At 61.1% G+C, this 20931-nt stretch carries 24 protein-coding genes; 14 read left to right on the top strand and 10 right to left on the bottom strand.

The genetic code is table 11. The features are described 5' to 3' along the window. Positions 1 to 100 precede the first annotated feature (100 nt). The 6 genes from HMPREF3173_RS10115 (at position 101) to HMPREF3173_RS10090 (ending at position 5156) form a co-directional block, all read left to right on the top strand. The gene (locus HMPREF3173_RS10115; protein ID WP_070572818.1) at positions 101 to 811 is read left to right on the top strand and encodes a histidine phosphatase family protein; all 711 of its coding nucleotides are present in this window, start codon (positions 101 to 103) and stop codon (positions 809 to 811) included. Positions 812 to 866: 55 nt separating this feature from the next. Then, the gene (locus tag HMPREF3173_RS10110; RefSeq protein ID WP_043211712.1) at positions 867 to 1184 is read left to right on the top strand and encodes an SCP2 sterol-binding domain-containing protein; all 318 of its coding nucleotides are present in this window, start codon (positions 867 to 869) and stop codon (positions 1182 to 1184) included. A gap of 198 nt (positions 1185 to 1382) precedes the next feature. Beyond that, positions 1383 to 2450 (top strand): phosphotransferase family protein, encoded by a 1068-nt coding sequence (locus HMPREF3173_RS10105; RefSeq protein ID WP_070572816.1) that lies wholly within the window; start codon positions 1383 to 1385, stop codon positions 2448 to 2450. A gap of 18 nt (positions 2451 to 2468) precedes the next feature. Beyond that, a complete protein-coding gene (locus HMPREF3173_RS10100) occupies positions 2469 to 3236 on the top strand; it encodes an SDR family oxidoreductase (RefSeq protein ID WP_070572814.1) in 768 nt (255 codons plus the stop codon). Between the two features lie 132 nt (positions 3237 to 3368). Continuing rightward, positions 3369 to 4442: a helix-turn-helix domain-containing protein gene (locus tag HMPREF3173_RS10095; RefSeq protein WP_070572812.1), complete on the top strand. Its 1074-nt coding sequence runs from the start codon at positions 3369 to 3371 to the stop codon at positions 4440 to 4442. 15 nt (positions 4443 to 4457) lie between these two features. Then, complete coding sequence (locus tag HMPREF3173_RS10090) at positions 4458 to 5156, top strand: YoaK family protein (RefSeq protein WP_070572810.1); 699 nt, start codon at positions 4458 to 4460, stop codon at positions 5154 to 5156. Position 5157: 1 nt separating this feature from the next. On the opposite strand, the gene HMPREF3173_RS10085 is transcribed toward HMPREF3173_RS10090, so the two are convergent. Further along, positions 5158 to 5508, bottom strand: coding sequence for a hypothetical protein (locus HMPREF3173_RS10085; protein ID WP_070572807.1), 351 nt, complete (start codon positions 5506 to 5508; stop codon positions 5158 to 5160). A 116-nt stretch (positions 5509 to 5624) separates the two neighbouring features. On the opposite strand from HMPREF3173_RS10085, the gene HMPREF3173_RS10080 reads away from it, so the two are divergent. From HMPREF3173_RS10080 to HMPREF3173_RS10060, 5 genes are all read left to right on the top strand, one after another. Continuing rightward, a complete protein-coding gene (locus tag HMPREF3173_RS10080) occupies positions 5625 to 5915 on the top strand; it encodes an RcnB family protein (RefSeq protein ID WP_043211697.1) in 291 nt (96 codons plus the stop codon). Positions 5916 to 6078: 163 nt separating this feature from the next. Beyond that, positions 6079 to 6297, top strand: coding sequence for a hypothetical protein (locus HMPREF3173_RS10075; protein ID WP_256544315.1), 219 nt, complete (start codon positions 6079 to 6081; stop codon positions 6295 to 6297). Positions 6298 to 6376: 79 nt separating this feature from the next. Next, positions 6377 to 6769 (top strand): glycine zipper domain-containing protein, encoded by a 393-nt coding sequence (locus tag HMPREF3173_RS10070; protein ID WP_043211693.1) that lies wholly within the window; start codon positions 6377 to 6379, stop codon positions 6767 to 6769. Between the two features lie 141 nt (positions 6770 to 6910). Further along, entirely contained in the window at positions 6911 to 8740 is a 1830-nt protein-coding gene (locus HMPREF3173_RS10065) for an SLC13 family permease (protein ID WP_070572803.1), read from the top strand. A gap of 161 nt (positions 8741 to 8901) precedes the next feature. Then, positions 8902 to 10311 (top strand): GGDEF domain-containing protein, encoded by a 1410-nt coding sequence (locus HMPREF3173_RS10060; protein ID WP_043211689.1) that lies wholly within the window; start codon positions 8902 to 8904, stop codon positions 10309 to 10311. Position 10312: 1 nt separating this feature from the next. On the opposite strand, the gene HMPREF3173_RS10055 is transcribed toward HMPREF3173_RS10060, so the two are convergent. Next, complete coding sequence (locus HMPREF3173_RS10055) at positions 10313 to 11074, bottom strand: sulfite exporter TauE/SafE family protein (protein WP_070572801.1); 762 nt, start codon at positions 11072 to 11074, stop codon at positions 10313 to 10315. Positions 11075 to 11173: 99 nt separating this feature from the next. On the opposite strand from HMPREF3173_RS10055, the gene HMPREF3173_RS10050 reads away from it, so the two are divergent. Beyond that, a complete protein-coding gene (locus tag HMPREF3173_RS10050; RefSeq protein WP_070572799.1) occupies positions 11174 to 12079 on the top strand; it encodes a LysR family transcriptional regulator in 906 nt (301 codons plus the stop codon). 546 nt (positions 12080 to 12625) lie between these two features. Here the strand turns inward: HMPREF3173_RS10050 and HMPREF3173_RS10045 are convergent. Continuing rightward, a complete protein-coding gene (locus tag HMPREF3173_RS10045) occupies positions 12626 to 13117 on the bottom strand; it encodes a GNAT family N-acetyltransferase (RefSeq protein WP_070572797.1) in 492 nt (163 codons plus the stop codon). Between the two features lie 515 nt (positions 13118 to 13632). Between HMPREF3173_RS10045 and HMPREF3173_RS24560 the strand changes: the two genes are divergently transcribed. Then, positions 13633 to 13809 carry a hypothetical protein gene (locus HMPREF3173_RS24560; protein WP_167358086.1) on the top strand — a complete coding sequence of 59 codons (177 nt, stop codon included), beginning with the start codon at positions 13633 to 13635 and terminating at the stop codon, positions 13807 to 13809. 73 nt (positions 13810 to 13882) lie between these two features. Here the strand turns inward: HMPREF3173_RS24560 and HMPREF3173_RS10035 are convergent, their stop codons facing one another. From HMPREF3173_RS10035 to HMPREF3173_RS10010, 6 genes are all read right to left on the bottom strand, one after another. After that, complete coding sequence (locus HMPREF3173_RS10035) at positions 13883 to 14635, bottom strand: hypothetical protein (RefSeq protein WP_070572792.1); 753 nt, start codon at positions 14633 to 14635, stop codon at positions 13883 to 13885. A 91-nt stretch (positions 14636 to 14726) separates the two neighbouring features. Then, on the bottom strand, positions 14727 to 16301 hold the full coding sequence (locus tag HMPREF3173_RS10030) for a DUF5666 domain-containing protein (protein ID WP_139146834.1): 1575 nt from the start codon (positions 16299 to 16301) through the stop codon (positions 14727 to 14729). A 2-nt stretch (positions 16302 to 16303) separates the two neighbouring features. Further along, positions 16304 to 17158, bottom strand: a complete 855-nt coding sequence (locus HMPREF3173_RS10025; protein ID WP_083299985.1) for a DUF6502 family protein — start codon at positions 17156 to 17158, stop codon at positions 16304 to 16306. Positions 17159 to 17365: 207 nt separating this feature from the next. Further along, a complete protein-coding gene (locus HMPREF3173_RS24940; protein ID WP_371906667.1) occupies positions 17366 to 17761 on the bottom strand; it encodes a hypothetical protein in 396 nt (131 codons plus the stop codon). A 459-nt stretch (positions 17762 to 18220) separates the two neighbouring features. Continuing rightward, positions 18221 to 18994: an ABC transporter ATP-binding protein gene (locus HMPREF3173_RS10015; protein ID WP_043212268.1), complete on the bottom strand. Its 774-nt coding sequence runs from the start codon at positions 18992 to 18994 to the stop codon at positions 18221 to 18223. A 77-nt stretch (positions 18995 to 19071) separates the two neighbouring features. Further along, a complete protein-coding gene (locus HMPREF3173_RS10010) occupies positions 19072 to 19254 on the bottom strand; it encodes a hypothetical protein (protein WP_070572783.1) in 183 nt (60 codons plus the stop codon). Here HMPREF3173_RS10010 and HMPREF3173_RS10005 point away from each other — a divergent pair. Next, a complete protein-coding gene (locus tag HMPREF3173_RS10005; RefSeq protein WP_070572781.1) occupies positions 19253 to 19567 on the top strand; it encodes a phage holin, lambda family in 315 nt (104 codons plus the stop codon). The genes HMPREF3173_RS10010 and HMPREF3173_RS10005 overlap by 2 nt on opposite strands. A gap of 61 nt (positions 19568 to 19628) precedes the next feature. Here the strand turns inward: HMPREF3173_RS10005 and HMPREF3173_RS10000 are convergent, their stop codons facing one another. Beyond that, complete coding sequence (locus tag HMPREF3173_RS10000; RefSeq protein ID WP_070572778.1) at positions 19629 to 20012, bottom strand: hypothetical protein; 384 nt, start codon at positions 20010 to 20012, stop codon at positions 19629 to 19631. Positions 20013 to 20931: the final 919 nt, after the last annotated feature.

Raw genomic sequence — 20931 nt, 5'->3', positions numbered from 1 at the left:
ATAGTTCAAACAACCTTTTCAAACGCTTGTATGTTTTTTCGTTGACAGCCTGTCTGTCGCATCCTAACCTCGCAGCAACTCCCTTGGACCGGACCTCTCCGTGGGCAATATCTACCTGATCCGACATGGCCAAGCCTCCTTCGGTGCCGATGACTACGACGTCCTCTCACCCGTTGGCGCACGCCAGAGCCACGCGTTGGGAGAGCATCTTGCCCAGCTCGGTCTGCGTCTGGATCGGTGCCTGGCCGGCGACCTGCGCCGCCAGCAAGACACTGCGCGCCTTACGCTTGAGGCCATGCAGGCCCAAGGCTGCTCGACGCCAGCCATTGAGACCGACGCGGCGTTCAACGAGTTCGATGCCGATGGCGTTATCCGTGCATTGCTTCCCGACCTGCTGCCGCAAGAGCCCGACGCGCTGCATATCCTGCGCAACGGCACGACCCATCGCAGCGAGTTCCAGCGCCTGTTCGCGCTGATGGTGCAACGCTGGCACGATGGCGAACACCAAAGCGATGGCCTGGAGACGTGGCAGGCGTTCACTGCCCGAGTCCAGGGCGGCCTTGCTCGAGTACTCCAAAGCGCAAGCCGAGGCGACAACATTGCCATCTTTACTTCCGGCGGAACCATCGCCGCCCTGCTCCACCTGGTTACTCGGATCACGCCCGGCCAAGCCTTCGCGCTGAACTGGCAGATCATCAACACGTCGCTCAGCCACCTGAAATTTCGGGGCAACGACGTGACACTGGCTTCCTTCAACAGCCAAGCCCACGTGCAGCTGTTGAGGACGCCGGAGCTTGTCACCTATCGATGAGCCCGGCCTGTTGTCCCCGCCGGGGACGTGAATATCACTCTATAAGGAATGCGCCATGACCTCCGTAGCTGATGCCGTCAAGAAGATGCAAGAGAAGTTCAACCCATCCGCTGCCGCCGGCCTGGACCTGGTGTTCGGTTTCAACATCACCGACGAAGACAAGCACTACGCACTCATCGTCAAGGACGGTACCTGCAACCTGCAGGAAGGCGAGAACCCGGACGCAAACTGCACCCTGGTCATGGACAGTGAAACCCTCAAAGGCATCGTCAGCGGTGACACCGATGGCATGCAGGCCTTCATGAGCGGCAAGCTGCGCGTCGAAGGCGACATGATGCTGTCGATGAAACTCAGCGAGCTGTTCCCCGCCTGAGTGGCTCGAGCGATTGCCGATGAAAAAACCGAGGCCAACTGGCTTCGGTTTTTTTTTGCCGGCGGCCATGCAAGGCCCATCAAGATGAGTGATTGAGCGGCAACACCCTTGCCTATAAGCCCCTTGCTACGCTTGTGCCAGTGACGTAGCGAAATTAGATTAGCCAATAGTTATTGCGCTGGAAAATAAGGAAAACGCATGACGCTCACCGATCAATCCACCCAGGTACGCCCCGGCGAAGAGCTCGACGCGGCCGTCATCGATCCCTATCTGAAAGCTCATATCGCAGGCTTGCAGGGTAGGCCCTCGATCAGCCAGTTCCCTGGCGGCGCGTCGAATCTCACCTATTTGCTCGCCTACCCGGATCGAGAGTTTGTCCTGCGTCGTCCGCCGTTCGGCCACAAGGCCAAGTCCGCCCATGACATGGGGCGGGAGTTCCGCATCCTCAACCAGCTCAACAATGGCTTCCCGTACTGCCCCAAAGCTTATGTGCACTGCACAGACGAGTCGCTGATAGGCGCTGAGTTCTACGTGATGGAGCGGGTCAAGGGCGTCATCCTGCGTTCGGACATTCCGCCTTCGCTGGGCCTGGATGCCAGCCGCACAGAGGCGCTGTGCAAAAGTTTCATCGATCGCCTGGTGGAATTGCACCAGGTCGACTACACCGCATGCGGCCTGGCCGACCTGGGCAAGCCAGAAGGGTATGTGCAGCGTCAGATCGAAGGCTGGACCAGCCGCTACGAAAAAGCCCTGACCCCGGATGCCCCGCTATGGAAACAGGTGATCGCCTGGCTGCACGACAAGATGCCCGCCGATCATCCACGCCCAGGCATCGTGCATAACGACTACCGCTTCGACAACGTCATCCTCGATGCCGAGAATCCCATGCGCATCATTGGTGTACTGGACTGGGAGATGACCACCCTGGGCGATCCGTTGATGGACCTGGGCAACAGCCTGGCCTACTGGATCGAGGCCAACGACCCGCCGCCGGTGCAACTGATGCGGCGTCAGCCGAGCAATGCCCCTGGGATGCTGACCCGCCGCCAGTTCGTCGACTACTACGCCGAACGCGCTGGCATCCACCTGGACAATTTCGATTACTACTATTGCTACGGCCTGTTCCGTCTGGCCGGAATCGTCCAGCAGATCTACTACCGCTTCCACCATGGCCAGACCCAGGACAAACGCTTTGCCCAGTTCATCCACATGAACCGGCTGCTGGAGCACATGGCCCTGCAAGTGATCGATAAGTCCTCACTCTGATAACAAGGAAAATCCGGCATGTCCAAGACCACGCTGTTCGACCTCGACGGCAAGATCGCCTTCGTCTCCGGCGCCAGCCGCGGCATCGGTGAGGCCATCGCCCATCTGCTAGCCCAGCAAGGCGCCCATGTGATCGTCTCGAGCCGCAGGCTCGAGGGCTGCCAAGCGGTCGCCGACGCCATCACCGCCGCTGGCGGCAAGGCCACTGCCATGGCCTGCCACATCGGTGAAATGGAGCAGATCCAGCAGGTGTTCGCCAGTATCCGTGAACAGTTCGGACGCCTGGACATCTTGGTCAACAATGCGGCCACCAATCCGCAGTTTTGCAATGTGCTGGACACCGACCTCGGCGCCTTCCAGAAAACCGTGGATGTGAATATTCGCGGCTACTTCTTCATGTCGGTGGAGGCCGGCAAGCTGATGCGTGAACACGGCGGCGGCAGCATCATCAACGTCGCCTCGATCAATGGCGTGTCGCCCGGATTGTTCCAGGGCATCTATTCAGTGACCAAGGCCGCAGTCATCAACATGACCAAGGTGTTCGCCAAGGAGTGTGCGCAGTTCGGCATTCGTTGCAACGCATTGCTGCCAGGCCTGACCGATACCAAGTTCGCCTCGGCTTTGGTCAAGAACGACGCCATCCGCAATGCCGCCTTGCAGCAAATCCCCCTCAAGCGCGTGGCCGATCCCGGCGAAATGGCCGGCGCGGTGCTGTACCTGGCCAGCGACGCCTCCAGTTACACCACCGGCATTGCACTCAACGTGGACGGCGGTTTTCTTTCCTGACCAGAGCCTGAGCGCCTGCCCTGTACCTCAGCGGCAGGCGCCCTTCAGCTCGAACGCACTCTTGCACCTCGTCAACTTCAAGTTGACAGCTCAGGTATACTCGCAGCTCGCGCTTCTGCCAGGACCCTGAACATGACGGAAAACAGCTTCGCCTTTCGCCTCAAGGAACTGCTCGAACACCACAAACTGACGCTGCAGGCTGTAGGCACTGCGTTGGGCATCTCTCGCACAGCGGTGCACAAGTGGACTCGGGGTGGCGAGATCGACTACGACAACCTGCGTAAGCTGGCGGACTTCCTCAACGTCAATTGGATCTGGCTACGCTATGGCGAAGAAGCGCTGCAAAGCGTGCAGCACGCCGAGGTGGTGGAGCTGCCGATGACCGATCTGCGCCGACGCTACACCGCCGAGATCATGGAAAGCGAGACGCGCATGAAGCTGGCCCAGGAAGGCGCGCGCATTGTCACCTGGGAGTGGAACCTGGTCAGCGACGAGGTGACCTATTCACCCAACGTCGAAGCCGTGTATGGCTGGCCGGTGCGACGCAACGAGGACTTCTGGGCCCATGTGGCGCCCGAAGACGCCCAGCAGATGCATGCCATGTACACCCGCGCGGTCGCTACCGGCACTCCATGCGAGTGCGATTTTCGCATTACCCGCCCGGATGGCAGCCAACGCTGGATCGCGTCACGCGCCACCGTGCTGCAGGACAGCGCCGGGCGCTCGGTGAAGATGGTCGGCATCAGCATGGACGACACCGAGCGCAAAGTCGCCGAGGCGGAACTGCGCCAGAGCGAGGAGCGCTTTCGCACCATTTTCGAGCTGGCCTGGGGCGCCTTGGCCTACATCGGCCCTGATGGCAGCTGGCAGCGGGTCAACAGCTCCTTATGCGAAATGCTCGGCTACAGCGAGCAGGAGCTGTATGGCATGACCTTCCAGCAGCTCACGCACCCCGACGATCTGCCAGACAACCTGGTGCTCCTCGAACGTATGCTGGCAGGCGAAATCAACCGCTACGAAGTGGAAAAGCGCGTGCGCCACAAGGAAGGCCACTACCTCTGGGTGCGCGCACGCACTTCGCTGCAGCGACACGCCGACGGCCGACCAGAGCATCTGATCAGTGTGTTCGAAGACATCACAGCCGAACGCGACGAGCACGAACGCCTGCAAGCCCATATCGCTGGGTTGCAAGCCCGCCTGAACTGAACCGGAGAAACGACGATGCTACCAGGAAGCCAATCGGCTAATGGTCACTGCCATCGACACGTGCAGCGCCGCGGCACGGTGGGCCTTTATTTCGTCGCCGGCTTGTCCGTGCTAGCCGGCATGACCGATGCGATCGGATTCATGGCCACAGGCGATTTCGTTTCGTTCATGAGTGGCAACACCACACGCCTGGCGGTGTCGCTGGGCAGCGCCGAGCTGGGCCCTGTGCTGCGCCTGATGCTGGTGATCGGTGCGTTCGTTCTGGGCAACGCCTTGGGCGTGGTCGTTGCAGCAATGACAGGCCGTCGTCCCTGGCCTTTGCTGAGCCTGATCGCCACTTTGCTGGCCCTGGCCGGCTTGATGCCCGAGCTACTTCAACTGCCCGCCTTGCTGGCGGCAGTCATGGCCATGGGCATGATCAATGCGGTGGTGGAGGAAGTGAACGGCCTGCCCATCGGCCTGACCTATGTCACCGGTGCCCTGTCGCGCTTCGGGCGTGGGCTGGGCCGCACCCTGCTCGGCCAGCGCAAGCTGGGTTGGCGGGTGCAGTTGATCCCCTGGTGTGGCATGCTCCTGGGTGCCATCGCGGGCGTCCTGCTCGAACAGCAATTCGACCGCTTAGCCCTGCTCGCCAGCGCCCTGCTGGCAGCCTTGCTGGGCCTGGCTTCGCTGAAAATCCCTAGGCGCTGGCAGCTTCGCTACATGCCCCGTTGAATCATAGGCAGGTCGCTGCCGCGGCGCGGCGGCGCAGGGCCATGGTGTCGCTGTTCTGCGCGTAGTAATCCACACGAGTGCCGCCAGCCTGCGGATAGATATCGGCGAACGACTCGGCTTCGCGGGTATAGACAGTGAAACCACCTTGCTTGCGTGGCTCCAGATAACCGCTGGCATCGACCCCGAACGCCGCCTCTTCCTGCCAGCTGAACTGAATGCATTGGGCGACGATCTCCGGCGCCTTGTGCGAGTCGAGTTGCGCGGTCGGCGCGTTGCCACGTGCAGCTTCCATGGTGGCTGAGGCGCAACCGACCAATACCAGAGCGGCGACCATCGGCACGAGTGCTCGCATTTTTCCATCCTCGAGACAAAAAAGAACGCGACTCTAGCATTGCAGTGACGGCAAATGAATTATCCCGCGCAGGCGAGGGTCGCAGATAGGGCATGTCCTGTTTTCAAGGAGCCCCCATGAAGCCATTGCTCTATGTCCTAGCTTTCACCGTCGCCCTCCCCCTGGCCGCCTCAGCAGCGGACACGAACGAACAGAGCGTCACCGCCCCGCACAGCCAACGCGAACTTAAAGTGGGCGATAAAGCCCCGGATCAGTACAAGCGCGACGACTTGGTTATCCACGATTGGCAGGCCAAGGGCCTGCAGCCTCCGGAAAAGGAAAGTCACTGGGTACGCCTGGCTGACCACTACGTACTGGTGCAGACCACCAATGGGGTGATTCTCGCCATCGAGCCCGCCTCGAACTAGCAAGGCGCGGACAGGCCGGCCGCCAAGCGCGGCCGGATCAAAATACGTCCGACATGCCGCTCATCGCTGGAGCGGCAGATTTTTGCGCGCCCAAGAAACCAAATCGAGCGCTTCCGGTCTCAGGAGGTACCCCGTAAATCTTTGCGGATCAAGGACCTATATCGTGATGAAGCGCATTGCGAGTTTTGCGTTGATTGCCACCGTGCTCACCCTCAGTGGCTGCTACCACCACTACCACGACGATGATGATGGCTGGCGGGATCGTGACCGGGACCATCGCTACTACCGTGACCGTGATGATGACGGCTATCGCTATCGAGACCGCGACCGCCGTGATCGCTACCACCGTCATCGCGACCGCGACGACGATGACGACGACTGATACTGCAACGCCTTTTTTCCCCTGACCCGCCGCCCGTGCCGCGGCACCTTACCCTGATGATTCGTTTGAGGTTCACATCATGCGTCTGACACTGCCTTCCCTTGCCCTCGGCCTGCTGCTCTGCCAGGGCGCATTTGCCGGCGACGGCACCGCTGCCATCGGCGGCGGCCTGGGTGGCGCCCTTGGTAACATTGTTGGCCAACAGATCGGCGGCGGTACCGGTGCCGCCATCGGCGCAGGCCTGGGTGGCGCTGCCGGCAGTGCGGTTGGCGCACGCAAGGGCAATCGTACCGAAGCCGCTATTGGCGGTGGCCTGGGTTCGGCCGGCGGCTCGATCCTGGGCCGTGCGGTCGGCGGTTCCACCGGTTCGACCATTGGCGCGGGCCTGGGTGGCGCAGCAGGTGGCGCGTTGGGCAATCACATGGGTGACAACGACGGCGGCCACAGGCATCACCGTCGTCACCGCCACTGATTGCCGCTACACCTGAGGGGCTGCTTGCAGCCCCTTCTTGTCACCAAACATTGCAACATATCAACACCACCTTCACTGCACGGTGCCACACTCGGCGCTACTCTCTACCGTGCCCCTTGAGTGAAGGAACACCCCCTCCCCATGAACCATGAGCTGCTCTGGGTCCTCTGCCTGCTGGCCATCGTCGTCACACTTTTCGTCATCAACCGCCCGCGCATGGATTTGGTCGCCCTGCTAGTGATCCTGGCCCTGCCACTTTCGGGAATCCTCACCATCGAGCAGGCGCTGGCAGGCTTCAGCGACCCCAACGTGGTGCTGATCGCAGCGCTGTTCGTGATCGGCGAAGGCCTGGTACGCACAGGCATTGCCTACCGCATCGGTGAATGGATGAGCGAACGTGCCGGCAACAGCGAGGCACGCCTGCTGGTATTGCTTATGATTGCAGTGGCCGGCCTGGGCTCGGTCATGAGTTCGACGGGAGTGGTGGCGATCTTCATCCCCGTGGTGCTGAGCATCGCTGCGCGCCTTAGTCTGTCGCCCAGTCGGCTGATGATGCCGCTGAGCTTCGCCGGCCTGATCAGTGGCATGCTCAGCCTGGTGGCCACACCGCCCAACGTGGTCGTACACAGCGAACTGGTGCGTCATGGCAGCGCGGGTTTCAGTTTCTTCAGTTTCACCCCGTTCGGCTTTGTGGTGCTGGTGCTCGGCATCGGCTACATGCTGTTCGCCCGCCGCTGGCTCAATGGCGAGGTGCGCAAGGATGGCCGGGTGGAAACCCGCCGCACCCTCCTTGACCTGGTGCTCGACTACAAACTCAACGGCCGCGAGCGCCGTCTGCGCATCCGCCCTCACTCGCCGCTGATCGGGCACACCTTGGGCGAGCTGGAGCTGCGCACCCGCCACGGCGCCAACGTGATTGGCATCGAGCGCCAGCACAAGTTCACCACCCGGGTGATGGTCGCCGATTCGAGCACGGTGCTGCACCAAGGTGACGTGCTGCTACTCGACCTGTTCGCCAATCGCGATGACTTGCGCAGCCTGTGCCAGACCATGCAACTTGAGCCCTTGCACTTCAAGGCCGCCTATTTCATCGACCAGTCCCAGGACCTGGGCATGGCCGAAGTTTCCCTGCCGCCCGGATCGCAATTGCTCGGCAAGAGCATCCTGGAGCTGGCCTTCCGTAGCCGCTTTGGGCTGAATGTCGTCGGCCTGCGCCGTGAGCAGACCGCCATTGATGAGCAACTGGTGGAAGAGAAACTGCGCCTGGGCGACACTCTGCTAGTGGTCGGTCCCTGGAAGGCCATACGCCAGCTGCAAAGCCAGCCCAAGGACTTTCTGGTCCTAAGCCTACCTGCGGAAATCGATCAAGTGGCCCCGGCCCGGACCCGAGCCCCCTTTGCACTGATCAGCCTGATGGTGATGGTCGGCTTGATGGTCAGCGGCATGGTGCCCAACGTCGTTGCCGCGCTGATCGGTTGCGTGCTGATGGGTGCCGGACGCTGCATCGACATGGACAGCGCTTATCGCGCCATCCACTGGCAAAGCCTGGTGCTGATCGTGGGCATGCTGCCCTTCGCCCTGGCCCTGCAGAAAACGGGTGGCATCGACCTGGCGGTGAGCGGCCTGGTCAGCCTGCTCGGTGATGCGGGGCCTTACGCTATCCTCGGCTGCCTGTTCGCCGTCACCGCGCTTATCGGTTTGTTCATTTCCAATACCGCCACGGCGGTGCTGATGGCACCGGTTGCTATCAGCACTGCACAGCAGCTAGGCATGTCGCCCTACCCGTTCGCCATGACCGTCGCCCTGGCGGCCTCGGCGGCGTTCATGACGCCAGTGTCCTCGCCGGTCAACACACTGGTCTTGGGGCCAGGCCAATACCGCTTCGGCGACTTCGTCAAGGTTGGGGTGCCGTTCACAATGGTGGTGATGCTAGTGACTGTTTTCATGGTGCCGTGGTTTTTTGGTCTGTAGCCGGCGTCAATAAGTCGACGAAAATGACCGCTGCCACATAGAAAGCCGCCCAGACACCAGCTAATTGACATCCCTCCATTCAGGAAACACACTGACGCCTCATTACCCCAGGTGCTTACAGGCGTTTTCCTGGATTCCGTCTCCGCTAGCCGGTCGAGCCCATGGTGTTCCCAGCCCCGTCGCGCCTGCTTCCTCTTCTTGCCTTGTTCGGCTTGTCCCTCGCCCTGACGCTGGGCGGTATCCTGGCCCGACCGATCGAATCCCTGTCGCTGTTCTGGCCCGTCAATGCGGTGCTTGCCGGCGTGCTGCTGCGCTATCCACGGCAAGCCACCTTCGCAGGGTTCGGCCTGGTCTGGCTGGCCATGGTCACCGCCGACCTCGCCACCGGCAGCGCCTGGAAGCCTGCGTTGTGGTTCAACCTATGCAATCTGGGGGTGATCATCACCCTCTGGCGGGTGTTGTCGCATTTGCCGCGGGTACATCGCCGCATGCGCACGCCGGAAGGAGTGCTGCGTGTATTCGGCGCCAGCGCCGCCGGAGCCGTCGTCGCGGCGAGCATGGCGTGTGTAGTGGCCGCCCCTTGGTTCCAGGAATCGCTCAAGGCCACCTGGCTGGCCTGGTTCAGCGAACAGTTCTCGACCAATGTGCTGGTGTTGCCGATGCTACTCACCGCACCGAACCTACGCTCCTTGACTCGAGGCGGTGGCCAGGCGATTCGTCTGATGCCGCTGCTGATCCTGCTAGGCTCCCTGGCACTGAGCATCGCTTTCGGCGGGCCAGGCGCCATCGCCTTCCCCATCGCCGCCTTGTTGTGGTGCGCCTGGACATACTCGTCATTCATGGTGTCGCTGCTGACCTTCACCACCGGCACTACGCTGATCGTCGCCGTGGCGCTGAGCCTCATGCATTTCAGTCTCCCGCAGAGCATGCCTGGGGTGAACACACTGATGTCGGCGCGCCTGGGTATCGCCATGCTCGTGCTCGGTCCGCTGGTGGTGGCCTGCGTCAGCAATGCCAACCGCAGTCTGCTGGCACGCCTGGCGCACCAAGCCACAATCGACCATCTCACCGGCGCCCTGACCCGCAGCGCCTTCACCCGTCGTGCCAACGCCCTGCTCGAGAGCCGTCAGCAGCATGCCCAAGCGATGCCCCTGACCTTGATGATGCTGGATATCGATCACTTCAAGAACATCAACGACCAATACGGCCATGCCGTAGGCGATCAGGTGCTGCGTCAGTTCTCCCATACCATTCAGGACCAATTGCACGAAGGCGAGCTGTTCGCCCGCCTCGGGGGCGAAGAGTTCGTGATCATCGTTGCAGGGCTTGCGCCGGAGCAGGCCACATTCACTGCCGAGCGTCTGCGTCGCGCCGTGCAGGACTTGCGCGTGGTGGTGCTCGACCGCCGCCTGCAGATCACCGTCAGCATCGGCCTGGCGGGTTGCCGCGCCCAGCAGTTGGCGCCCAACCTCGACAGCTTGCTGGCACAGGCTGACCAGGCGCTCTACCGTGCCAAGGCCGCGGGCCGCAATCGCATCGTACAGGCCGAGGCGCAGCGCCAGGTCGTCTGACTCAAACCGCCAGCAAGTCCCAGGACAGCTTGGCAATCAGCACGCACAACAGCATCAGGAACAAGCCGCGAACGAACCCCGCCCCCTTGCGCACCGCAAGCCAAGTGCCCGTCAGCGCCCCCAGAATATTGAAGGCCGCCATCGGCAATGCGATGGCCCAAAGTACATTTCCAGATGGGATGAAAAACACCAATGCGGCCAGGTTGGTGGCGATGTTCACAAGCTTGGCTGACGCCGAGGCATGGAGAAAATCCAAGGCGAAGAAGCGAATGAACAGGAAGATCAGAAAGCTTCCGGTGCCCGGCCCAAACAGGCCATCGTAGAAGCCGATCGCGCCACCGATCAGCACCGCCAGGCACTGCTCCTTGCGACCGATCCGGGCGGGTTTGTGCAGGGTGCCGAAGTCCTTCTTGCAGAAGGTGTAGATGGCCATCAGCACGATCAGCACCAGCACCGCCGGGCGCATCACGCTGGGTGGCACCAGCGAAACCGTGGCGGCGCCGGCGAACGACATGACGAAGGCACTGGCAGCGGCTGGCACGATCAGGCCCCAGTCCAGATGCACCTTGCGCAGGAACGAACGAGCCGCGAACGAGGTGCCACAGACCGAGGCCAGTTTGTTGCTGCCCAGCAGCGCGGCCGGTTGCGCGTTCGGCAGTACGTTGAACAGCGCCGGAATCTGGATCAACCCGCCACCGCCAACAGCGGCATCGATCAGCCCGGCGGCGAAGGCGAACAACGAAAGCAGCGCGATATCCATCATGGGGCAGGTTCCAGAACGAAAAGCAGAGCCCCAAGGCTAACCAAATGGTGGCGCTTATGTTGAAATGCGACGTTGCGAAAACTGCAATCAGGAGCGTCCATGGCATTGGACATGTTGCGAGAAATCCAGGCCTTCGTCACCGTCGCCCACAAGCGCAGCTTCGTTGCCGCCGCCCGTGCCCTGGGGCGCTCGCCAAGCGCCGTCACCCGCGCCGTGCAGGCGCTGGAAGACAATGCCGGGGCCAAGCTGCTCAATCGTAGCGCCAGTACCGTGACCCTCACCGAGGCCGGTGAACGCCTGCTACCCCATGCCGAGCGCTTGCTGGATGTGCAACGGGATGCCGTCGACGAGCTGGCGGCGCTGAGCGGCTCATCCCAAGGCTGGATTCGCTTCGCCGCGCCCGAGCTGCTCGGCCAACAGCTATTGCCCGCGGTGCTCGCTTCATTCTCCCAGCAATATCCGCAGGTCACCCTGGACGTGCAGTTCAGCGACCAGGCCCTCGATCCGCTGCAGGGCAAGTTCGACTTCGTCATCCGGGGCGCCTTTCCGCAGTCCAGCGAGCTGATCGGTTATCCCCTTTGGTCCTATCGGCGCTACCTGTACGCCAGCCCCGATTACCTGGCCCGCCACGGCATGCCCGAGCATCCTGAGGCATTGCATGGGCACGCCCTGATCCTGCATACCGCGCCGCGCGTGCTCAAGGCCTGGCACTTCTATCGCGATGGGCAGATCAGCAGCCTGCGCCCACATCCGCGGCTGCGTCTGAGTGCTGGGGGCGCGATCCTGCAAAGCGCGTTAGCCGGTGCGGGAATCGCCCGCTTGGCTGATTGGGTGGCCGAGCCAATGGTGCATGCCGGGCGCCTGATTCGCGTCTGCACCGACTACCGCCTGACCTCGAGCAGCGGCCAGGATCCGCAGATGCATGCGCTGTATCCCGCAGGGGAACTGCCCGTGCGGGTGCGCGAGCTATTGCAATGGGTGCGCCGCGCCTATCCTCAGCACTAGGTCAGTGAGCGTACGCATGCGCATAGCCCCTTACCGACAGCGCTGCTCAAATTCTGTTCAATTTAACAGAGCCCGCCGCCGGCTTGGGTTGCAGCGATTTATCCACAGACCTACCCACGTTTTTTGTGGACAGATTTCTCAACGCCGAGAATGACTTATCGTACGCACGACAACGCCGCAGGGCATCGCCCTGCAGCGTCTGGAAGCGGGCCATGCCCAAGAGAACAAGCCCGCCTATTGACGCGGCGGGCCGACGCGAACGTATCAGCTTGGTGGAATGGTGCCTAACAGGCCGACCAGGATTGTCAGCAACAGGAATCCACCCAGGAAAAGTGCGAGCTTGCCCATCGGAACCTCTACAGATAATGGCGAAACGGCGAGGCTGGCCGGTGCTGTTGCAGAGCAGCGCAGCTTGCCCAGCGCACGCCGGTTCGGAAGGCTGGGCTTGATGGGTATTGTCTGATCCAGGCTGATACGGTTACAGATTCAGGTTCGTGGAAAAAAAGCATATCAGATGGGGCCGCAGGCCCAGTCGCAGAGCAAACGTCACAAAGCCATGACCATCTCGTGCCAAGCCATCCCGCCATGGTCGGAGGCCGAAGGCTGCACATAGCGGTAGCCCATTTTTTCGTACAGCCCCACGTGGCGGTCCTTGCACATCAAATGGATGGTGGCCTTGCCGCGCTGACGCATCTGATCGACGAAATGGCTCATGAGCAGGCCAGCGAACCCTCGCCCCTGAAAGGCAGGATCGACCACTACCGACATGATCACTACGTTCGGCGCCTGGGCGTCATGGCCGACCAATTCCTTGAAGGACTCGTCGGACATCACCACGTCAAAGGCACAGCCACTGTTGATGAACCCGATCACCACCCCCTCGAATTCCAGCACCAGGAACCCTTCCGGGTACTGAGCGATGCGCGTGGCGATCTTCTCGCGGGTGGCGGCCTCGTCACCTTCGTAGGCGCTGATCTCGATCTGATAGCAACGATCCACATCCTTGGACGTGGCCTGGCGCAAATGCGGGGTACTCATGGGGGCAATATCCGAAATACAAAAACGGAACGACATGCTAGCGCAAGTCTGTGCGCACACCGAATGAGGAATGCCAGCATTCACCCGCAAGTTCTGCCCAATGATGCAGCTACCTAGCGCGGCAGGCTTTCACCTGCTCTGCATCCTGCGCCCAGAACAGGGATCGACTGCAGCCGTGGCCACGCGATCTCTGGAGCGACAGGCCATGCGCGTCGCGTGATTTCGAGCCCCATTTGCAACAGAACTTTTCAGTGGATCGACACTGGCCATGCGCGCCTGAGCGCGACACTGAGCGGACTGGAGCCCGTGCAACCCCCATGAACATTGAGTGCTAGGCCGTAGGCGGTACATCACCTGAAACACTCCTACCACCTTTCCTGTAGGAGGGTTCCTATGTGCTAGTAGCTTCCAGACTACGAGCTTGGCCGCTGCTGTATGAAACATCAGTTTCACCTGTTTGAACGAGCTGATACGGTCGCGGCCTCCTACCCCAGCATGGAATGCACGAGAGCGACATGGACCCCTATCGAACCTCCGCCCTGGCCCTGCAGAAGACGCTTCTCAACCTGCGCCAACAGCGTGACCTGCTCAAATCCCAAGGCCGCGACCAGGAAGCCGACAAGCTCGCCAGAACCATCGCCGGCATAGAAGCGACACTGCGCGAGATACCGGACACCCCTACCCTGCAGTAACACCTGATGCCAAAACCGCCTGGTTTCGCAGGCCAGGCGGCAGCAGCTCTGAGGCAATCGCACCGGTACGGGGTCAAAACGAACGGTTGAGCAGCAGCCCGCCGCCTGAATCAGGGCTCGCGTCGGAAAAGCCTTTCAGCGCATACAGCTGGACCTTCCAACCCTCGCTGAGTTTTTGGGTCAGAAACAGGGTGAGCTCTTGGATCTCATCGCCGTCTGATGTCACTTTCTGTCGCCAGTCGTACACCGCCCCTATCGATGTGGCTGTTGCGATCCGGCTGAGCAGGCCGATGGAAGTGAAAACCGGATCATGGAAATCCGAGTCGGCCGGATCGCCGAACTTCTTCCACCCCAATGTGGCGAAGCCATTCACCGCACCGAATGCCCGAACCAGATCCACCTGGGCGGAATAATCGGTCTTGCCGGTGCCCAGGCAATGGTCTTCATCGGCGGTGGGCAGCTTTATCTTTCCAACCAGATCCACAAGCAGATTACCGCCGTCGCGGCCATCGAGCAGTGCGTAATCGGCACTGGCCACCGTATCGCCGAGCCCGCTCTCGACGCGACCACAGTCGTCACCCGCCAGCGGTTCACCACCCGGCCCTACCGCAGGATTGGTGATGCGTAGATAGGGAATGGTCAACTTGTAGATCATCGGACCGGTTTCGTACTTGCCAATGACCGGGACATACCAGGTCTCGCTGGTGGCCGCCGTGCCGTAGTCCCCCCGCGAGTAATCCATCCCCGTAGACAAGGTCACTTCATCGGCCAGGGCTGGCCAGGCCAGGGCCATAAGGCAGGGAAACAATCCACGCATCGAAATCATGCCTACCTCGTTGCGATCAAGACATTACATCAGGTGCGGTACAGCCCGGTCTGGATGCCTTGAAGCATAGCCGGGCGCAGGCAAACCGAGCCTAATGAGAACCAGAATGTTCAGAGCGCTCGAGCTTCTCAAGCCGTTCCACTTTTTCAGGGCGCTCAGGGCGCTCGACCTTCTCGGGCCGCTCGACTTTTTCCGGACGCTCGACCTTCTCAGGGCGTTCGACTTTGTCCGGCCGCTCTACCCTCTCAGGACGCTCGACTTTCTCGATGCGCTCGATCTTCTCGATGCGGTCAGGCTTGTCTGGCCGGTCCGAACGCTCGATCTTCTCAATCCGTTCGATCCGCTCAACACGCACGCCATTTTCGAAGACCTCAATGCGCTCGCGCGTTTCCACCCGATCACCGGATTCGCGCGTTTCGATGCGTTCTCGACGCTCTACGCCCCCCGACTCAGATACGTCTGTGCGCTCCACCTTTTCTCGGGCTGCGCCACTCTCGATGCGCTCGCGGGTGTGCCCCTGTTCATGGCTGGAGCCACGGCCAGCTTGCTTTGCGGATTCGACGGCTGTAGACGTTCCCGATTCGACTTCCCGAGGCCCATCGGACTCGCCCCCCTGAGACTGACGGGGCTGCACGCCATGCCAGTGACTGTCGCCGTGATGTTCATGCACCACCTCCACTCGCTGCGCGTGAATGATGCGCCCAGTGTCGAACACACCGCTGACGCGGACGCGTTGACCGATGGCAAGCGTCTCGACCTGTCCCTCGGTGGCGCGATCGACATTGGCTGTGAAACCACCGACTTCGATGCGATTACCCTGCTGTCCACGTACCAGCCCTTCGACCAAGGCGTTACGCACTCGTCCAGCGAAGGGGAAGCTTGGATCCCGGAGGGTTTGCGCCACATTCAGTTGTTGACCGTTCCAGGCGCCGCGCACCAGTACCTCACCCGTGGGTGGCAACACCTTATTCAAGGCCAGGCCATGCAAGTCGCCCGGTTTGCCGATATCACCGATGGCACTGGCCTGGACCAGACCCGGCGCTCGATCTACGCGGCTGGCCACCACCTCGCCCTGCGCATTGCGCATGCCGCTGACACGCACCGGCTCGCCAATGCGCAGGCCCGGCGCTACCCGGGCACCTGCCGCCACCCGCACCGGTTGGCCCATGACGCGCATCGGCGTATCGCCGGATGCAAGCCCAGTCACCGGCCCTTCATAGGCATTGAGTATGGCGATGCTGCGCGCTTCCAGACCCCGACGGGACGGCTGGGCCTCGACGGCCACCACCTGGCCGATCGCCAATCGTTGACTGCTGGCAGGCTGGCCGTTCTCGCTGAGCGCCACCTTGTTGTCGAAATGAATCTCCACGCCATTGACGCAGATCGAACCGAATCCTGTGATGGTGCCGACGATGCCCGTGCCGCCCACACCACCTTCGTCCTGCGACGCACCGGTACCACCGATGCCGCCACCGCCCGGACGCGCACCGGTCCCACCGACGCCTCCATTGTCAGGCGCGCCTGTCCCACCGACGCCGCCCGGCGCCATCATGCCTGTGCCGCCGCTGCCACCCGGCTCGAGGCAGGCAGGCGCGGCACTCAGCGGCGCCGACAGGGTAAGCGCGCAGCACAGCGCTGCGAGCGAGCTCAGCAGGTGCGACGTCATGTTCATGGCTTACTGGCCTTGGTCGCGGACGCGGCCTCGGGCGGGCTGGGTTCGGCGTAGAAATAAAGGCCGACGGTGATGCGCTGACGGGCCTCAGACGGCGGCTGTTCGCGCTCCTCAAGCTCGGCGGCCAGCTGGTTGAGCGTGAGCAGGAGCTGCATGCCATCGGTACGCACGGCGTCTCTGAGCTGCTGGACACCCGCCTGGGACAAGCTGTCGTAGTGCACGCTGCGCTCGAAGAACGGCTCGCCTGCATCGGTCAGGTTATGTACAGCGGCGCAGGCATGGTCATGCAAGTTGTGCCGAAAATAGGCGATCTTTTCCTCGAAGCCGCGCTGAGGGATGAATGCTCGGGTCTGCAAATGGACCTGATCGTCTTCATCGACGCTCACGACCCCTAGGCGGAGCCACTCATCCAGCACGACACGGGCGCGGATATCCGTGCTCAGCGACGCGACCAAGGCATCGAACGACCGTTCGCCGCCCACGCTGGCCAAACGCGGCAATGCCCGAGGTTCGCCGGGTTGTTCACAGAATGGCTCGTGGTTCAGCCAGATACTCACCAGATGCGCGCCAAAAGATACTGCTTCCGGCAGGCTGGCCTCGTCCTCCAGGACCTGGGACCGCAAGCGCCGGACGTCCTTGCGGTGAACCCCTGTCAGCAGACTGATCCGACTGTCGCTGGGCGGTTTTCCATCGAGACGGAACTCGCGCTCAGCAACCTCTACGAAGACCTCCTTGAGCAGGTTGACGAAGCTACTGAAGGTCACTCCCTTTCTCAGCATCAACCGCACCAATGGCCGCATCACAGAGCGCAATGCCGGTAAAAGAGAGGGCGGTAGAGTGGGCAGATGCATTGCAAAGCTTCCTTAACCAAGGGGGAGCGCACGGTGCTCACGGGCGGTACATTCGAGCACCTTGCCCTGTACATCACAACCGTTCAGGACCCGCCTCGTCGATGCGAAACCCGGATCGCTCCGGGTTTCGGCTTCCGAGGTTCAGCGGTCAGGCACCGCCACGATCATCACCAACATCATGGTCGGGGCCGTCATCGGCGCCGCGGCCTACACCGTGATCGTCGCCCACGTCATGGTTAGGACCATCATCTGCGCCATGGCCGACACCATGAGGCCCGCCAGCGTCGTGGTTGGCACCATCATCGGCACCGTGGCCGACACCATGGGTACCACCGTCATCGCTGCCGCGCCCCGAATTGCCATGACCACTGTTACCGCTATGGCCTCCATCGCCCCCGTGACCTGAACCACCGTGGCCACCACCACTACCACCATGGCCCCCACCGCTGCCGCCACCGTGGCCGCCTCCGCCGCCACCGTGGCCGCCACCACCGCCGCCATGGCCACCGCCGCCTCCATGACCGCCACCACCTCCGCCATGGCCACCGCCGCCATGGCCACCACCACCACCGCCGCCACCATGACCGCCACCTCCGCCGCCATGACCGCCACCTCCGCCGCCGCCATCCTTAGCGTATGCGCTGGAGAAATCACTAATCGAGTCAGGCACCCACGCCAGCGATGCCGAAAGGACGCCACCGATGGCCAGCGCCAACAAGCATTTTTTGAGCAGCATGACGAATCTCCGCTTCAGAGTTGCATTTCCGTACTCAAATCGAACGCAACAACCAATGAACTCCAGCTGCCTTGCGGGCAACCAGCCAACCAGCGGCCGCTCCTTGGTGATGAAAGTGCAGAAGCTCGTGCACGTTCCCTTCTATGCCAGTCAGTGTTTTTATTCTGTGGGAATTTTTCCCACGTCATGAGATTAGTTTTCCACACTGGAGAGTCAATGACCGGTTATCCGGTTATTGGGTGCAGCGATCGGTCAGGGGAAGCCCCGCCCTTCGGTAAATGCCAGAGGTGGCTTCAAAGGGCGCGGATAAGACGGGCCAGGGGAGCTCACGCATGCCAGCAGCGGTACCAGCCATCCTGTTCGGTGATGCGCAGCTGCGTCTGGTAGAGGGCGGACAAGCGTTCGCTGGTCAGCACTTCGGCCTTGGGACCATCGGCGATGATGCGTCCCTTCTCGAGCAACACCACACGCTCGATCTCGGGAATGATTTCGTCGATATGGTGAGTGGTAATAATCATCGCATGGTCTTCACCGCAGAAGCGCCGCAACAGGTTGAGCATGCCCAGGCTGGCGCCCATGTCCAAGCCATTGGCCGGCTCGTCGAGAATCAGCGCTCGCGGCTGATGGACCAACGCCCGTGCCAACAGAAGCCTGCGTCGCTGGCCGGTGGACAGACGCTGGAACATGGTCTGCTCGTATTCGGCCATCTCGACGACTGCTAGCAACTGACGCGCCCGCTCGCGCTGCTCATCGCTCGGCTGCAGATGGCCATGGGCGCCAATGGCACCAAAGAAACCGGAAACCACCACATCCAGGGCCTGGGTATAGGGCGTGTAATCATCCTGCAGGTCTTGAGAGATGAACCCGATACGGCTACGCAGCGCCCACAGGTTGACCGTCTCGCTCCCGAACAGGCGCAAGTGGCTGCCTTCGCGCTCCACCGGGTAGAGCTCTCGGGTGATCAGCTTGAGCAACGTGCTCTTGCCGGCACCGTTGGGGCCCAGAATGGCGACTTTCTCGCCTTCGCCGATGTGCAGGGAAAACCCATCGAGCACGCGGGTCTGCTGCTGGAAGGCGGTCACATTGTGAATATCGATCATGGTTGGCTCATCTGAGGGCAAACGAACGCAGAGTGTGCCGTCGATGTACACAAACGGAAAGACATGAAGCGCCAGTCCTAGAACATCTGCGGATTGTCGATTTTCGAGCCGCTGCAGACCATGCCGACATCAAGGCGATATCGCGCCGTTAAAAGGACACCTCCATGCCCCGCCCTGCCTGTAGCTTCACGAAAAACATTGCTGGTCTTGATTGCCCAGACCAGCCACAACCGAATGGCCATGAGGGAGTGTTCAATCATGATTGATCGACCTGAGGCCTGGGCCTGGCTCGAACGCTGGCTTCAAGACAACTGGCCAGGGCTGTACGCAGGTCTCTTGGCCGTAATCATCGCAGCGTTACGCGTAATCTATGGGGGCGGCTCGCTGCGACGAATGCTGATCGAAGCCCCCTTGTGCGGCGCCCTCGCACTCGCTGCAAGTCACGGCCTTTCGCTGATCGGCGTGCCAAGCGAAACCGCGCCCTTCTTTGGCGGCGTGATCGGACTGCTCGGCGTCGAAGGCATACGTGCCGCAGTCATCAAGTTCTTCGTTCAGAAAAAGCCGTTGCCCTGACGCTGCGCAACGGCGATACAAAAAGCCCAGCTCAGGCTGGGCTTGATGAGGGGGAGGATTTTCAGAGACTGGCTCTAGAACACATCAGCGCCGCATCGAGCAAACGGCCTTGGTCGTACCAGGCATCTCGCTGGTATGCCAGATATTGATGCTGCTGTCCTGAACCCTTGACTTCGACAAGGCCAGTTGCCTGGTTCGGGTCAGTACTGTCGACATATAGCGCGAGCACGTCCTGATGCTCTTGCGTATACGTCTTCGCGCTTGCCGGGAGCTCACTCTTCACACAACTTAAGTAAGCCGATGGGTTTTTCCCCGTGTAGCCCGAGGAATTATCGTGCCCCATGCGGATATCAGGATCGTGTGTACAGCCAACAACGAAGAAACCCGCAAGGACCGACAGCAGCGCGCCATGCGCCAGCGTTCTAGGCGTTATGGAACTGTTCATGTGAAATCTCCGGCCACCCCACTGAAATGGATAGGTTCGGACCCACACTGCCCCTTTTTTTGAAATAATTACTGCGGTTCGATTTTCGAGCCTACACCCTCCGTTGGTGTTTGGCGTGTAAAAAAGCTCATCTATTTCAATTCGCTATAGAAACGAAATCACCTCGTTCTATACAACGAATGGCACGCGTTCTTGAATGTACGGCACGATCTTCCCAAGCAATTAGCGGGCGTATTCCAGCAACTCAAGCGGCGCATCACGCTCGAACAGCATGACCTAAAACCAAGGTCTCATCGTTGCGGAAAATTTCGAAAACAGTCTGATCTTCACGACTGCACACGAGCGCTAGGCCATCGTGGCCGAGCGTCACGCTGGGTCGGTCAAGGACTCGAGGTGCCGACCCTGGTCCGGGGCCTTCAGGGGATAAGTGGCGGCATGGGCTCAGCAATGATTTGCCTACCCCAGAAATGCAAAAAGCCCTGAATAATCAGGGCTTTGAATATGGCGGAAGCGTAGAGATTCGAACTCTAGGATAGTTGCCCATCGACGGTTTTCAAGACCGTGGCACAAACTCCCAATCCATGCTGGCTAAGAGCCTAAACCGATTCCAAAATAAAGACGAAACGGCGCGGCTACAGGCCTCATCCTGCAAGGGGCGCCGTTTCAGTTTTGGAACCGATTTTTGTGGTTTCAGCGTTCGCTTGGCCTTACTCTTGCGCTTAATGCCAAAGCGCCATGAGCCCAGTCCCAACCGCCGTCCTGAAAGGATTCGAGATGAACGATCCGTTGAAGCACTCGAAAGCCAACCTCCGCGCAGCCCAGCAAGCAATAGAGGCAATGATCAATGCCTCGTCGTTCGACAACTATGAAAATGAGTGGCGAGAATACTGAATCGCCTCTGGTTTCGTAGACACCTCCA

The organism is Pseudomonas sp. HMSC08G10 (assembly GCF_001808425.1).
Lineage (GTDB): Bacteria > Pseudomonadota > Gammaproteobacteria > Pseudomonadales > Pseudomonadaceae > Aquipseudomonas > Aquipseudomonas guariconensis.
Note: the sequence above shows the minus strand (reverse complement) of the source record. Positions and strands in the feature narration are given on the sequence as shown.